Source organism: Pseudomonas sp. Irchel 3F6, assembly GCF_900187595.1.
GTDB lineage: Bacteria > Pseudomonadota > Gammaproteobacteria > Pseudomonadales > Pseudomonadaceae > Aquipseudomonas > Aquipseudomonas siliginis.
This window is the reverse complement of record NZ_FYDP01000005.1, coordinates 390651-403335: the sequence shown is the minus strand read 5'-3', so window position 1 is coordinate 403335 and position 12685 is coordinate 390651. Positions and strand designations below refer to the sequence as shown.

The window sequence follows — 12685 nt, the reverse complement described above, 5'->3', positions numbered from 1 at the left end:
TTACTCGTCAGCGCCCTTGTCGATCACTTTACGGCCACGGTATACGCCTTCTGGCGATACGTGGTGACGCAGGTGAACTTCACCGGTGGTTTTTTCTACAGACAGGGTGCTAGCCTCGAGAGCGTCGTGCGAACGGCGCATGTCACGGGCAGAGCGGGATTTTTTGTTCTGCTGAACAGCCATAATTGATTAACTCCTAAACGTTTGGGTCACGCTTTAACTGCGCCAATACACTGAACGGGTTGGACCGCGTTACCTCGTCCTCGCTCGGTTCGGGCTCATCTGCTCCCGCCGGCTGCTGGCATTCTTCCGGATGATGAGCAGGCACAATGGGCAAGGCGAGCAGAAGCTCCTCCTCGATCAGTGACTGCAGATCCAATGGATCTTCGCCCAGTTCCAGCACGTCATAACCTTTCGGCAACGACTGGGTATTCGCACCCTCCTTCACCACCGCGTAACTGCATTCGCTGTGGATCGGCAGGGTGACCAGCTCAAGACAACGCTGGCAAACCATTTTGACTTCGGTGTCGATAAAGCTGTGGATGACCACAGACTTACGTTCATCTCGTTCAAAAACGAATTTGGCCTGCACCGTACCGACATCGTCGGAAAGCGGGTCGCAGAGTCTCTTCAAATCGGCCAGCAGCAGTTCACCTTGAAGGGTGGTGCCACGGTCAGCCAATTTGCGCGGGTCAACGTGAGGTGGAATCGGGTCATTCAACATAGGCGCAGCATTATAGGGATGCACCCACCCATGTCAAAGGAAATTGTGCCCTGTCCGTCACTTGCGCGCCTCCGCTAGAATCCGCACCTGCCTCAGGAGACGTCCATGCTGCCTTTATTACTCGCTTCAAGCTCGACTTATCGCCGCGAATTGCTCGCCCGCCTGCACCTGCCGTTCGTCTGCAGCTCGCCGGACATCGACGAAAGCCACCGCCCGGGCGAGTCCGCAATCGATCTGGTCAAACGTCTCGCCGAAGAAAAGGCCCGGGCCTTGGCGGACAGCCACCCTGCTCATCTGATCATTGGCTCGGATCAGGTTGCCGTCCTCGGCGAACAGATCATCGGCAAGCCGCACACCTTCGAGAAGGCTCGCGAGCAATTGATGGCGGCGAGCGGCGCGAGCGTGACCTTCCTGACCGGCCTGGCGCTGCTCAACAGCCAGACCGGGCAATGCCAGGTCGACTGCGTGCCGTTTACCGTGCACATGCGCCAGCTGGATCAGGCGCGCATCGAGCGCTATCTGCGCATCGAGCAGCCGTACGACTGCGCCGGCAGCTTCAAGGCCGAGGGACTCGGCGTAAGCCTGTTTCAATCGACCGAAGGCCCGGATGCCACCAGCCTGATCGGCCTGCCGCTGATTCGCCTGATCGATATGTTGTTGGTCGAGGGTGTGCAAATCCCTTGAAAGCAAAAGATCGCAGCCTTCGGCAGCTCCTACACCGATTGTGCAAGAGCTGCCGTTGACCTGCGATCTTCTGACCTTGAAACGATTTACCGCAACGAAGGCCCGTGGAAACCCATCCACATCGCCAACTGCTCGGCCACGCTGGCGCCGAGCTTTTTCGAGAAGCGATCGAACGGCGATTCCTGCACGGTGAAGTCCACCAGCTCCTTCTCGCCAATCACATCACGCGCCACCGAACTGGCATTGCCCAAGCCATCGATCAGGCCTAGCGGCAGCGCCTGCTCACCCGACCAGACCAGCCCGGAAAACAGCTCCGGATGCTCTTTGTCCTTCAGACGATCGCCACGGCCCTGCTTGACGCTGTTGATGAACTGCTTGTGCGTGGTGTCCAGCACGCTTTGCCAGAATGCGGTTTCTTCAGGCTTTTGCGGCTGGAACGGATCCAGGAATGCCTTGTGCTCGCCCGAGGTATAGGTGCGGCGCTCAACCCCGAGTTTTTCCATGGTGCCAACGAAACCGTAACCCGCCGCCGTCACGCCGATCGAGCCGACCAGACTGGCCTTGTCGGCATAGATCTGATCCGCCGCGCTGGCGATGTAATAGGCGCCCGAAGCACCAAGATCGGAAATCACTGCGTAGAGCTTGATCTCCGGATGCAACCCACGCAGACGCTTGATCTCGTCATAGACATAGCCAGACTGCACCGGACTGCCACCCGGGCTATTGATGCGCAGGACCACGCCCTTGACCTTCTTGTCTTCGAACGCCGCACGCAGGCTGCCAACGATATTGTCGGCGCTGGCCGGCTCCTTGTCGGCGATTACGCCGTCGATCTCGATCAACGCCGTATAGTTCGGGCCGCGGGTGGCGGTTTTTTCCATGTCCATCAGCGGCGTGAACAGCAGCAGCGCAACAAACAGATAAACAAACGTCAGCAGCTTGAAGAAAATCCCCCAGCGCCGCGAACGGCGTTGTTCCTGGACGCCGGCCAGCAAAGTCTTTTCCAACAGCTTCCAGCTTTTCGCGTCACCGTCGTCGGCACTTGCCTTGGCCGGTGCTTTCCATTCGTCGGTCATGCCATCTACCCCAGCAAAAACGTATTAAGCCTGCTGACCCAGCCAGGCGTGCAATTCAGAAAAACGGTCGATCGACAGGCGCGGCTCGAACTGTTGCAGGGACTCGATCGATTGCGCGCCGTAACTGACCGCCACCGAATCCATCCCCGCGTTGCGTGCCATCAGCAGATCGAACGACGAATCGCCGACCATCAACGCCTGCTCCGGACGTACGCCGCAGTGCCTGACGATCTGCTCAAGCATCAGAGGGTGTGGCTTGCTGGCAGTTTCATCGGCGGCGCGGGTGATATCGAAATAATCTTCCCAGCCATTGGCCTTGAGCACCCGATCCAGTCCGCGACGGTTCTTGCCCGTCGCTACCGCCAGGTGATAACCCTGCTCGCGAAACGATGCCATCGACTCGACCACGCCCTCGAACAGCGGCGACGGCACGGCTTCGGCAGCGATGTAGTGATCGGCGTAATATTCGCGAAACGCGAGCATTTCTGCGTCGCTGATTTCGGGGTACAGCGTGCGAATCGCCTCCGGCAAGCCGAGACCGATGATGCCTTTGACAGCGAAGTCATCGCGCAGCTCGAAACCGGAACGCCCGGACGCCGAGTGCATGGCCTCGACGATCCGATGGATGGAATCGGCGAGGGTGCCGTCCCAGTCGAAAATCAGCAGCTTGTAATCAGATGGGCGCACTCAATCGCTCCACGGTCTTGGCCCACATTTCATCGACGGGCGCTTGCAGATTCAGCTTGCCGCCGTCGGGCAGCGGCACCGTCAGCATGTAAGCGTGCAGGAACAGACGCTTACCGCCCAGATCGCGGATTTCCTTGGTGAAATCCTCGTCGCCATACTTACTGTCACCGGCAATGCAATGGCCAGCATGCAAGGTGTGCACGCGAATCTGGTGGGTACGACCGGTAACCGGTTTAGCTTCGACCATGGTGGCAAAATCACCGAAGCGGCGCAGCACCTTGAACAGCGTCAGGGCTTCTTTGCCCTCGTCATTGACTTCGACCATGCGCTCGCCGGAACGCAGATTGCTCTTGAGCAGCGGAGCGCGAACCTGCTTGATCGAGGTTGCCCAGTTGCCACGGACCAGCGCCATGTAGCGCTTGTCGACGCCATCGCCGCGCAACTGCTCGTGCAGGTGGCGCAACATGCTGCGTTTTTTGGCGATCATCAGCAGGCCGGAGGTGTCACGGTCGAGACGGTGAACCAGCTCCAGTTCCTTGGCGTAGGGACGCAACTGACGAAAGGCTTCGATCACGCCGAAATTCAGCCCGCTGCCGCCATGCACCGCAATGCCGGCGGGCTTGTTGATCACGATCAGGGCTTTGTCTTCGAAGACGATCGAGGCTTCCAGGCGCTGCAACAGCCCCTGGGCCAGCGGCACCGGTTCGTCGCGCTCAGGCACGCGAACCGGCGGCACGCGCACGATATCGCCGGCCTGCAGCTTGTATTCGGGCTTGATCCGACCTTTGTTCACGCGCACTTCGCCTTTGCGCAAAATGCGGTAAATCAAGGTCTTGGGCACGCCTTTGAGCCGGGCGAGGAGAAAGTTGTCGATTCGTTGGCCGGCATACTCCGGCGAGACTTCAAGCAGTTGAACGCCTGGAGTCGAAGGGGCAGTAGTTGTCATGCCGCGGATGATAACAATTTTTATGGAATTGAAGCACTTAATCATTGCTGCTATAGTCGCGAACGCCGCCAAAAGCGGCCTGGACAGCGGAACCACGGTCAAAGACCGGCCCTGACCAACGCAATTCACCAGGGCGCGAGGCCGTCCTACGGGGCTTTCGCTACGTAACGGTGGAGTTTGCGGTTGTAACGAGCGCAGGTGACATGAGGCCTGAATTACACCGCCGGGCAGAGTTCTGACTCGCCAGGCAGGCGACATTCGAGGCCAGTTCACAAAGTGCAGTCGACTGCGAATGACCCCGAGCGATTGCTTCGGAAACATCGCCTGAATTAGCCATGATGCGTGACCTCCCCTTTCGGAGCTCACGGTAAATGCCAACCCGCTGCGGATTCTGCGCGCGGCAGCACCCGAATTATCAGGGATACGTGTAGGGTGGAGATGCACAACCGCCGGACTGTGTAGCAACAAGCTTTGATCAAGACGCTTCATCTCGTCCACAGCCGCTGGTTGATTCCTCCTCCTGACTGAGTGCTTAAGTAGCCACAGCAAGCAGGACGCGTACGTCGCGGTATCGGCCCAATTGGCCGCACATCGCTGGACACGGGAATGGCCAACCACTCCCGACGCACCTGACACCGACCGTGAGAAGTCGTGTGTGCCGAACGCCGTTTCCGGCAGCCCGGAAACCGACGGTACTACATGAAAAGAATGCTGATTAACGCAACTCAACCCGAAGAGTTGCGTGTTGCACTGGTAGATGGCCAACGCCTCTACGACCTGGACATCGAATCCGGTGCACGCGAGCAGAAAAAGGCCAACATCTATAAAGGCCGTATCACTCGCATCGAACCAAGCCTTGAGGCTGCCTTTGTCGATTTCGGCTCCGAGCGCCACGGCTTCCTGCCCCTCAAAGAAATCTCCCGCGAATACTTCAAGAAAGCCCCCGAAGGCCGCGTCAACATCAAGGACGTCCTGAGCGAAGGCCAGGAAGTCATCGTTCAGGTCGAGAAAGAAGAACGTGGGAACAAGGGCGCCGCCCTGACCACCTTCATCAGCCTGGCCGGTCGTTACCTCGTACTGATGCCGAACAACCCGCGTGCCGGCGGCATCTCCCGTCGCATCGAAGGCGAAGAACGCAACGAACTGCGTGAAGCGCTGAACGGTCTGGTTGCTCCGGCCGACATGGGTCTGATCGTGCGCACTGCCGGCCTGGGCCGCAGCAGCGAAGAAATGCAGTGGGACCTCGACTACCTGCTGCAACTGTGGACCGCCATCAAAGAAGCCTCGCTGGATCGCTCCGCGCCATTCCTGATTTACCAGGAAAGCAACGTGATCATCCGCGCCATCCGCGATTACCTGCGCCAGGACATCGGCGAAGTGCTGATCGACAGCGTTGAAGCCCAGGACGAAGCCCTGACCTTCATCCGCCAGGTGATGCCGCAGTACGCCAGCAAGATCAAGCTGTACGAAGACAGCGTGCCACTGTTCAACCGTTTCCAGATCGAAAGCCAGATCGAGACCGCGTTCCAGCGCGTCGTCGAACTGCCTTCCGGCGGCTCCATCGTCATCGATCCGACCGAAGCCCTGGTGTCCATCGACATCAACTCGGCGCGCGCCACCAAAGGCAGCGATATCGAAGAAACCGCGCTGCAGACCAACCTTGAAGCCGCCGAAGAAATCGCCCGTCAGTTGCGCCTGCGCGACATCGGCGGCCTGATCGTCATCGACTTCATCGACATGACCCCGGCCAAGAACCAGCGCGCCGTGGAAGAGAAAGTCCGCGAATGCCTGGAAGCTGACCGCGCCCGTGTGCAGATCGGCCGCATCTCGCGTTTCGGTCTGCTGGAAATGTCCCGTCAGCGCCTGCGTCCATCGCTGGGCGAAAGCAGCGGCATCGTCTGCCCGCGTTGCAACGGCACCGGCATCATCCGTGACGTTGAATCGCTGTCGCTGGCCATCCTGCGCCTGATCGAAGAAGAAGCCCTGAAAGACCGCACCGCCGAAGTTCGCGCGCAAGTGCCGATCCCGGTCGCTGCGTTCCTGCTCAACGAAAAACGCAACTCGATCACCAAGATCGAACTGCGCACCCGTGCCCGTATCGTCATTCTGCCGAACGATCACCTCGAGACGCCGCACTTCGAAGTTCAGCGCCTGCGTGACGACAGCCCGGAAGCCGCGACCAACCAGTCCAGCTACGAAATCGCTGCGGCCGCTGCCGAAGTCGAAGAAGTCCAGCCAGCCGCTGCGACCCGCACTCTGGTTCGCCAGGAAGCTGCAGTGAAAACTGCGCCGGCCCGTGCCAACGCACCGGTGCCGACTGAAGTTGCACCTGCCGCACCTGCTCCGGCATCGGTTGCCGCACCTGAGCCAAGCCTGTTCAAGGGCCTGGTGAAGTCGCTGGTCAGCCTGTTCGCCACCAAGGAAGAGCCAGCCGCACCGGTCGCTGTCGCGAAACCGGCTGCCACCGAGCGTCCTGCCCGCAACGAAGAGCGTCGCAACGGTCGTCAGCAGAGCCGCAACCGCAACGGTCGCCGCGATGAAGAACGCAAGCCGCGCGAAGAACGTGCTCCACGTGAAGAGCGCGCACCACGCGAGCCGCGCGAAGAGCGCCAGCCACGCGAAGCCCGCGAGCCGCGTGAAACCCGCAGCGAAGCGCCGGTAGCCCGCGAAGAGCGCGCACCACGTGCCCCGCGTGAAGAACGTGCACCGCGTGCACCGCGTGAAGATCGCAAGCCGCGTGGCGAGCGTGAAGAACGCGTGCGTGAACTGCGCGAGCCGCTGGACGCCGCGCCAGCCGCAGCCGCAGCTGTTGCTGCCGTGACCGCTGAAGAGCGTCCGGCCCGTCAGCCACGCGAAGAACGCGCCCCGCGTCCGCCGCGTGAAGAGCGTCAACCGCGTGCCGAGCAGGCCGCTGCTGCCGTTGCTGAAGAAGAAGTGAACAGCAACAACGAAGAGCAACTGCCGGAAGACGGTCAGGACAACGCCGAAGGCGATCGTCCACGTCGTCGCTCCCGTGGCCAGCGTCGTCGCAGCAACCGTCGCGAGCGTCAACGTGATGCCAACGGCAATGTGATCGAAGGTTCGGAAGAATCCGAGTCCGCTGAAAACGCTGGCGAGCCAAGCACTGCCGATCTGGCCGCTGGCCTGGCCGTCACCGCCGCCGTAGCCAGCAGCACCATCAGCGCTCCGGCAGAAGCCGAAGCTCACGAGCAGGCTGAACGCGCCACTGCCGCCACACTGGAAACTGCTCCAGTCGAAGCGCCGGTTGTCGAAGCCACCACTCCAGTGGAAGTGACTGCTGCACCGGAAATCGAAGTCGCTCCGGTCCGCGAAGCTCAGCCTCAGGTTGAAGCGCCTGCCGAACCGGAAGCTGTCGTTGAAGCGCCAGTTGCTGAATCCGAACCAGCGACCGAAACCGTCAGCGAAAACGTGACCAAAACCGTGCGTGAAGTTCGCGAAGAGCAGACTGCGTTCAACTGGGTTGCCGAGCCAGCCGTCACCGAAGCTCCAGCGCCAGTCGCTGAAGCCGAAGTACCGCAGGCCATGGTTTCCGAACCAGTAGTTGCAGCAGCAGAACCGGCGCCGACACCAGTAGTTGAAGCTCCGGTTGCCGAAGCTCAGGTTGAAGAAGCACCAGCCGCAGTCGAAGCGCCAGCCCCTGTGGTTGAAGCTCCGGCTCCGGTCAGCGCCCTGACGCCAAACGGCCGCGCGCCAAACGACCCGCGTGAAGTGCGTCGTCGCAAGCGTGAAGCCGAGCGTTTGCAGAAGGAAGCCGAACTGGCTGCCGCTGCAGCGCCAGTGGCTGCCGAACCAGCCGCTGCGGCTGAAGTGATCGAGGCAGCCCCTGCCCCGGTCGCGGAAGAAGCATCGGTTGAAGCGGTGATCGCTGAAGCACCACGCTCCGTTCAGGACGCGGTTGAACAGCGCGAAGAAGCCCAGGAAAAAGAGCACGAGCCTAAACCACTCGTGTAATTCCTGAAGCCATTAAAAAGCCCCGCCCGGTGAAAGCCTGGCGGGGCTTTTTATTGCCTGAAATACCAGCATCATCCACAACCTTTGTGGGAGCGAGCCTGCTCGCGAAAGCGCTGGGTCAGACAATATTCATGTAGCTGAACCAGCGCATTCGCGAGCAGGCTCGCTCCCACAAGGAATTTCAACACGGCTCAGGGCCGAGGAAATACCAGAGATTCAGGCACATCGATATCCCACAACACCCCAGGATCTTCCACCGCTACTTCCACCACCCTACCCTGCGCAAACAACGGCCGTGCGCCACGATCACCGGTCAGCGCCTGCAACTGCGCGCCAAACGAACGACCAAACCCCACCGGATGGCCAAACTCGCCACCCAGCACCGGCACGCTCACCGCATCATCAGCCATCGCCGCGACCACTCTCTCGATACTCGATGGCAAGATAAACGGCATATCACCCAGCACAATCAACCAGCCATCGGCGTCAGGGCAAGCGGCAACACCTGCGGCGATGCTGTCGCCCATGCCGGTCGACTCGATTGACACCACGTCGCAGCCATATGCCTGGGCCATGCGCATCGCCTGTGGTCGCGCTTCGGTGGTGACCAGTACGCGCTTGTCGAGACTGGCCGGCAGGTTCACCAGCACCTGCTCGATTACCGAGCGCACCGCGCCGTCACGCCCGGTGCAATCAGCGAGCAATTTGTCTTTGTCGGGACCGGCGATCTGGCGAAAGCGTTTGCCCTCGCCTGCTGCCAGCACGATCACTGCGATGGAATGGCTCATGCACCCTCCAGCGGTTTTTTCTGCTTCAACTCCACACCGTTCTTGATCGCGACAATTTCCGCCAGTAACGACAAGGCGATCTCTGCCGGCGAATGACTGCCGATGTGCAGGCCGATCGGCCCGTGCAAGCGATCAATCGATGCTTGCGACAAGCCTAGCTGAGCCAGATTTTCCCGGCGCTTCTGGCTGTTGACCCGCGAACCGAGCGCGCCGACGTAAAACGCCGGCGAGTCGAGCGCGGTGAGCAAAGCCATGTCATCCAGGCGTGGATCGTGAGTCAAGGCGACAATCGCCGTGCGCTCGTCGGTCTGGATGTTCAGCACAGCTTCATCCGGCATGCCGGGGACGAAACGGCCATGCTGCTCTTCCCAGCCGTAAACGAACTCGGTGCGCGGATCGCAGATCAGCACTTCGAAATCCAGCAGCCGCGCCATGTCGGCGACGTAGCGCGACAACTGCCCGGCACCGATCAGCAACAAGCGCCAGCGCGGACCGTAAATCGCCCGCAGAACCTTGCCGTCGAACACCAGCGAATCGGACTTGCTCGCCGGAGCCAGCCGCACCTCGCCGGTTTCGATGTTCAGTTCCCGGGCAACGATTTCATGGTTTTCGCAACGCTGCAGCAGCTCGGCGACCCACGCTGGGTCACCAACGCGCTCTTCGGTCAGGCGCAGGGTGCCGCCGCAAGGCAGGCCGAAACGCGCGGCCTCCTCGCGGGTCACGCCATAAGTGATCATCTGCACTGGCGGACCATCGGTGGCAATGCGGCCGTCGTGCAGCCGCGCGATCAAGTCATCCTCGACACAGCCGCCTGACACCGAACCGATCACCACGCCGTCCTCGCGCAAGGCGAGCATGGCGCCGGGCGAGCGCGGCGCGGTGCCCCAGGTCTGCACCACGCTGAACAACACCACCCGCTGCCCGGCACGGCGCCACTCGAGGACGCTGCGCAGGACGTTGAGATCGACGCTGTCCATTTACGCCTCCGCCTTCTGCCAGCCTTGTAACTGATAACGCACCGGCAGATTGCGGATACGCTTGCCGGTGGCGGCGAAGATCGCGTTGCACAGCGCCGGAGCAATCGGCGGCACGCCCGGCTCACCAACGCCACCCAACGGCACGTCACCCGGCGGCGTGACCAGATGCACCGCGACTTCCTTGGGCGCCAGCGACATGCGCGCGACCTCGTACATATGGAAGTTGTCCTGCTGGACTTTGCCTTCCTTGAAGCTGATCTCACCGAGCACAGCGTTGCCCAGGCCCATGACGCACGCACCTTCGAACTGCGAACGGATGCGCTCAGGGTTGATCTGCGGCCCGCAGTCCACGGCGATGTCGGCCTTGTGCACGATCAGCGAACCGTCGTCCTTGACCTCGACTTCGATCACTGCCGCGACATAGGTGACGAAGCTGTAATGCACCGCCAGACCGAGACCACGGCCCTTGGGCAGTTTGCGCCCCCAACCGGCGGCCTTGGCGGCAGTTTCCAGCACCGTGCGCATGCGCCCGGTGTCGATCGGATAACGCTCGGGCGATTCGCCGTAGTTCCACTCTTCGCTCAAGGTGCGAGGATCGATCTGCCGGTCCGGGCCGAGCAATTTGATCTGGTACTTGAGCGGATCCTCCCCGGCCTTGTGCGCCAGTTCATCGACGAAGCTCTGAATCGCAAAGCCGTGGGGAATGTTCGACACCGAGCGATACCAGCCGACCCGCGTGTGTACCTTGGCTTCGGGGTTTTCCAGGCGCACGTTGGGAATCGCGTAGGCCATGTTGGTAAAGCCCATGCCCAGCTCGAACGCCGCCTCATGGTTCATGTCCGGCGCAAACAACGCGGTGATGCTCGGCGCCACGGTACGATGCAGCCAGCCGGACGGCATGCCGTTCTTGTCGATTCCGGCCTTGAGATATTCCGCCGACACGGTGTGGAAATACGAATTGTGGATGTCATCTTCGCGCGTCCACTGCACCCGTACAGCCTTGCCCGGAAATTCCTTGGCAAGAATCGCCGCTTCGACGACGAAGTCCGGTTTCGACTTGCGACCGAATCCACCGCCCAGCAATGTCACGTTGACGGTGACCTTTTCGAACGGCACGCCAAGACGCTCGGCGATGCGCTCACGGGTGACCTGCGGTGCCTGACTCGGCGCCCAGGCTTCGCACACGCCGTCCTTGTAACGGGCGATAGCAACCATCGGTTCCATCGGCGCCTGCGCCAGGTGCGGCAGGTAATACGACGCTTCGAGAGTGCTGGCAGCGCCGCTCAAGGCCTTGTCGATATCACCGGTGTTGCGCACCACTTTGCCGGCCTTCAGCGACGCGGCTTCAAGCTCTTTGCGATAGGCAATCGAGTCATAACTGGCATTCGGGCCGTCATCCCACTCGATCTTCAGCGCCTCGCGGCCCTTGATCGCCGCCCAGGTATTGCTGGCCACAACCGCGACGCCGCCTAGTGGCTGGAACTCCGACGGCAATGGCCGGCCTTCGATCTGCATGACTTTTAGCACGCCAGGGACTTTCAGTGCGGCGCTGTCATCGAGGCTTTTGACCTTGCCTCCATAAACCGCCGGGCGAGCGATGGTGGCGTAGAGCATGCCATCGAAATGCACATCGGCGCCGTACACTGCGCGGCCATTGACGATATCGGCACCGTCGATGGCCTTGGTGCCTTCCTTGCCGATGTAGCGAAATTCCGACGGCTGCTTGAGACGCAGGCTGTCACGCGCCGGTACTGCCAGCGCACTGGCCGCAGCGGCGAGTTCGCCGTAACCCAATTCACGGCCGGACGGTTTGTGAATGACTTTGTGCAGCTGCGCATGGCATTCGCCAACCGGCACTTTCCACTGCGCAGCAGCGGCCTGTTCAAGCATGGTCCGCGCGGCGGCGCCGCAACGACGCATCGGCTCGTACCAGTGACGCATGCTGCGCGAACCATCGGTGTCCTGGTTGCCGAAGCGCACTTCGTCGCCCGGCGCCTGCTGCACTTTGACCTGCGCCCAATCGGCCTCAAGCTCATCGGCAACCACCATACTCAGGCTGGTGCGCACGCCCTGGCCCATTTCCGAACGGTTGCACACCACGGTGACGCTGCCATCGGCAGCAATGCTCACGTAAACCTTGGGATCGTCGATCCAGCCATTGGGCATGCCATCGGCGCCAAACTTCTTCGGCGCGTCATCGGCCAGCGCATCCTGCCAGCCCCAGCTCGCGGCGAGGACCAGCGCGCTGGTAGCGCCGACGCCTTTGAGAAAGCCACGGCGGCTGAGGTTGCTCAGGGCGAAATCATTCGGGACGCGGCTCATGCCTTCACCTCCTTCAGTTGAGTGGAGGCCTGGCGGATCGCGGTTTTGATCCGGTTGTAGGTGCCGCAGCGGCAGATGTTGCCCACCATGGCTTCTTCGATCTGCTCGTCGCTCGGGTTCGGATTGGTTTTCAGCAGAGCGGTGGCCGACATGATCTGCCCGCCCTGGCAATAACCACATTGGGCCACGGCACTGTCGAGCCAGGCTTGCTGCACGACCTTGCCTACCGGGTCGGCGTGGAGATTATCGATGGTGGTGACGTTCTGACCAATTACCGAGCCGATCGGCGTGATGCAACTGCGTGCCGGCAAGCCGTCGATATGGATGGTGCAAGCGCCGCACAGGCCCATGCCGCAACCGAATTTGGTGCCGTTGTAACCGGCGACGTCACGAATCGCCCACAACAGCGGCATGTCTTCGGTGACATCGAGGGAGTGGTCTTGACCGTTGAGTTTCAGGGTAATCATGGGCACGCCCGCATATTTTTTAGTGGTTATGGGGTCGAGCAA

General features: G+C 61.1%; 11 protein-coding genes. 2 read left to right on the top strand and 9 right to left on the bottom strand.

Annotation, left to right across the window (positions count from 1 at the left end):
• Both rpmF and CKW30_RS19240 read right to left on the bottom strand, forming a co-directional pair.
• Positions 1-183, bottom strand: coding sequence for a 50S ribosomal protein L32 (rpmF, locus tag CKW30_RS19245; protein WP_003179396.1), 183 nt, complete (start codon positions 181-183; stop codon positions 1-3).
• 13 nt (positions 184-196) lie between these two features.
• Entirely contained in the window at positions 197-724 is a 528-nt protein-coding gene (locus CKW30_RS19240; protein WP_003204262.1) for a YceD family protein, read from the bottom strand.
• Between the two features lie 105 nt (positions 725-829).
• Here CKW30_RS19240 and CKW30_RS19235 point away from each other — a divergent pair, with 105 nt between their 5' ends.
• The gene (locus CKW30_RS19235) at positions 830-1408 is read left to right on the top strand and encodes a nucleoside triphosphate pyrophosphatase (RefSeq protein WP_071173215.1); all 579 of its coding nucleotides are present in this window, start codon (positions 830-832) and stop codon (positions 1406-1408) included.
• Between the two features lie 86 nt (positions 1409-1494).
• Here CKW30_RS19235 and sppA read toward each other — a convergent pair whose 3' ends face one another.
• The 3 genes from sppA to rluC are packed head-to-tail and all read right to left on the bottom strand — an operon-like array spanning position 1495 to position 4117.
• The gene (sppA, locus tag CKW30_RS19230; protein ID WP_056788236.1) at positions 1495-2484 is read right to left on the bottom strand and encodes a signal peptide peptidase SppA; all 990 of its coding nucleotides are present in this window, start codon (positions 2482-2484) and stop codon (positions 1495-1497) included.
• Between the two features lie 24 nt (positions 2485-2508).
• Positions 2509-3171 carry an HAD-IA family hydrolase gene (locus CKW30_RS19225; RefSeq protein ID WP_095181622.1) on the bottom strand — a complete coding sequence of 221 codons (663 nt, stop codon included), beginning with the start codon at positions 3169-3171 and terminating at the stop codon, positions 2509-2511.
• Positions 3158-4117 carry a 23S rRNA pseudouridine(955/2504/2580) synthase RluC gene (gene rluC / locus CKW30_RS19220; protein WP_095181621.1) on the bottom strand — a complete coding sequence of 320 codons (960 nt, stop codon included), beginning with the start codon at positions 4115-4117 and terminating at the stop codon, positions 3158-3160. The genes CKW30_RS19225 and rluC overlap by 14 nt, the downstream gene beginning before the upstream one ends.
• 699 nt (positions 4118-4816) lie before the next feature.
• Here rluC and rne point away from each other — a divergent pair.
• On the top strand, positions 4817-8089 hold the full coding sequence (gene rne / locus CKW30_RS19210) for a ribonuclease E (protein WP_095181620.1): 3273 nt from the start codon (positions 4817-4819) through the stop codon (positions 8087-8089).
• A 191-nt stretch (positions 8090-8280) separates the two neighbouring features.
• Here rne and CKW30_RS19205 read toward each other — a convergent pair whose 3' ends face one another.
• The 4 genes from CKW30_RS19205 to CKW30_RS19190 are packed head-to-tail and all read right to left on the bottom strand — an operon-like array spanning position 8281 to position 12643.
• Positions 8281-8877 carry a nucleotidyltransferase family protein gene (locus CKW30_RS19205; protein ID WP_095181619.1) on the bottom strand — a complete coding sequence of 199 codons (597 nt, stop codon included), beginning with the start codon at positions 8875-8877 and terminating at the stop codon, positions 8281-8283.
• Positions 8874-9854 (bottom strand): XdhC family protein, encoded by a 981-nt coding sequence (locus CKW30_RS19200; RefSeq protein ID WP_095181618.1) that lies wholly within the window; start codon positions 9852-9854, stop codon positions 8874-8876. Before CKW30_RS19200 ends, CKW30_RS19205 begins: the two co-directional genes overlap by 4 nt.
• On the bottom strand, positions 9855-12176 hold the full coding sequence (locus CKW30_RS19195; protein WP_095181617.1) for a xanthine dehydrogenase family protein molybdopterin-binding subunit: 2322 nt from the start codon (positions 12174-12176) through the stop codon (positions 9855-9857).
• Positions 12173-12643 carry a (2Fe-2S)-binding protein gene (locus CKW30_RS19190; RefSeq protein WP_041479453.1) on the bottom strand — a complete coding sequence of 157 codons (471 nt, stop codon included), beginning with the start codon at positions 12641-12643 and terminating at the stop codon, positions 12173-12175. The genes CKW30_RS19195 and CKW30_RS19190 overlap by 4 nt, the downstream gene beginning before the upstream one ends.
• Between the last annotated feature and the right edge of the window lie 42 nt (positions 12644-12685).

Excerpts from the sequence above, each read along its gene's own strand:
- rpmF (WP_003179396.1), bottom strand. The coding sequence starts at position 183 with ATGGCTGTTCAGCAGAACAAAAAATCCCGCTCTGCCCGTGACATGCGC.
- CKW30_RS19240 (WP_003204262.1), bottom strand. The coding sequence starts at position 724 with ATGTTGAATGACCCGATTCCACCTCACGTTGACCCGCGCAAATTGGCT.
- CKW30_RS19235 (WP_071173215.1), top strand. The coding sequence starts at position 830 with ATGCTGCCTTTATTACTCGCTTCAAGCTCGACTTATCGCCGCGAATTG.
- sppA (WP_056788236.1), bottom strand. The coding sequence starts at position 2,484 with ATGACCGACGAATGGAAAGCACCGGCCAAGGCAAGTGCCGACGACGGT.
- rluC (WP_095181621.1), bottom strand. The coding sequence starts at position 4,117 with ATGACAACTACTGCCCCTTCGACTCCAGGCGTTCAACTGCTTGAAGTC.
- rne (WP_095181620.1), top strand. The coding sequence starts at position 4,817 with ATGAAAAGAATGCTGATTAACGCAACTCAACCCGAAGAGTTGCGTGTT.
- CKW30_RS19205 (WP_095181619.1), bottom strand. The coding sequence starts at position 8,877 with ATGAGCCATTCCATCGCAGTGATCGTGCTGGCAGCAGGCGAGGGCAAA.
- CKW30_RS19200 (WP_095181618.1), bottom strand. The coding sequence starts at position 9,854 with ATGGACAGCGTCGATCTCAACGTCCTGCGCAGCGTCCTCGAGTGGCGC.
- CKW30_RS19195 (WP_095181617.1), bottom strand. The coding sequence starts at position 12,176 with ATGAGCCGCGTCCCGAATGATTTCGCCCTGAGCAACCTCAGCCGCCGT.
- CKW30_RS19190 (WP_041479453.1), bottom strand. The coding sequence starts at position 12,643 with ATGATTACCCTGAAACTCAACGGTCAAGACCACTCCCTCGATGTCACC.